Origin of the sequence: Burkholderia diffusa (assembly GCF_902499115.1) — a bacterium.
GTDB classification, from domain to species: Bacteria; Pseudomonadota; Gammaproteobacteria; order Burkholderiales; family Burkholderiaceae; genus Burkholderia; species Burkholderia diffusa.
This window is the reverse complement of record NZ_CABVPN010000079.1, coordinates 1-1,066: the sequence shown is the minus strand read 5'-3', so window position 1 is coordinate 1,066 and position 1,066 is coordinate 1. Positions and strand designations below refer to the sequence as shown.

Below are 1,066 nucleotides of genomic sequence, written 5' to 3'. Positions count from 1 at the left end.
TCCTCCTGACGTCCTTAAAGTCAGGCGTCAGGTTACGCAATCCCCCTCAAACGCTCCACGGTTTCCCGCGATGAACCAAAAAAAGACCCGGTATCGAACCGGGTCAAACGAGAGCGGCAGACGGACAAGCTCCGAACATCAGGGACCGTACTGCGGTTGATTTGCCGCGTTTGCCGTCACTCGGCGTGGACGACCGACACATGACTTGCGTGATCACGTTGTAGCCTCGAAACGGTACTTTGACACGCGACGCTTAAGGAATCATTAAACGCAAACTAGCGATTAACGTCGGACTTCGAAATTATTTAACATAATGCTGATGATCAACGTTTTTGGTTGTAGTGGCCAGATTGAAATGTCCGCTTTTGGCTACATGGAAATGTCCGCTTTCGGGCCGCGTAAGCTGACCGGCCGCCGGGTGTCCGGCGCCGGAGGTGCGATGGCTGCAACGGAACGGATCACGATGACGATGCGCGAGCTGGACCGATTCAAGAGTGCTCCGGAGAGAAAGTATGCGGTTTGAGGGTTTTTACATCCCGACCACATAGATTTGCTGTCGCTACATTCCGACCACAGACGTTTGGTGCGGACAAAAAATGCACATTCCAACCACATAGATTTGCTCCGTGCTGCCCGCTCTTCGTGTTGGACGATCGACCGGGGCGAGAACGCGCGCCGATCGGCGACGGCGGCTTCGGTGCACTGCCACTGCTGATAGGCCTCGGTGGGTGCCGACAGCCAGAGAGTCGGTTCCTCCACCAAAGCGGCCGTCTGCATTCTTTTAATTGAACGGCACCAAAGGGTCGGCACCCGTCAGTAGGCCGCCACCCCGATGCCAACAGACCGGGTTCGGCCATCAGCGGACGGTCGATACTTGCGCTGAGATCGGCGACAATCCGTAGCAACGGATGTGTACGTGAAGTCACCAACCGCTCGACCATAAAATGTCACACGAGTATCTCGTCATTTTTCAGTACCACGAGCCTGGACCGCTAGTGTCCTGTTCCGCTGATTCGCGAGCAAAGTCGATGCAGCTTTTCGAGGATGGAATCGGCTGAGGCGGTCC

The 1,066-nt window shown here is 55.7% G+C and carries 1 protein-coding gene and 1 pseudogene; one reads left to right on the top strand and one right to left on the bottom strand.

What is annotated here, in order from left to right; all coding sequences use genetic code 11:
- Positions 1-313 precede the first annotated feature (313 nt).
- Complete coding sequence (locus tag BTE28158_RS32280; protein WP_170296497.1) at positions 314-523, top strand: hypothetical protein; 210 nt, start codon at positions 314-316, stop codon at positions 521-523.
- A gap of 116 nt (positions 524-639) precedes the next feature.
- Here the strand turns inward: BTE28158_RS32280 and BTE28158_RS32745 are convergent.
- A pseudogene (locus tag BTE28158_RS32745) lies at positions 640-759 on the bottom strand (tyrosine-type recombinase/integrase); the annotation flags it as partial.
- Positions 760-1,066 lie beyond the last annotated feature (307 nt).

Coding starts and splice junctions, on each gene's coding strand:
- BTE28158_RS32280 (WP_170296497.1), top strand. CDS start 314: ATGCTGATGATCAACGTTTTTGGTTGTAGTGGCCAGATTGAAATGTCC.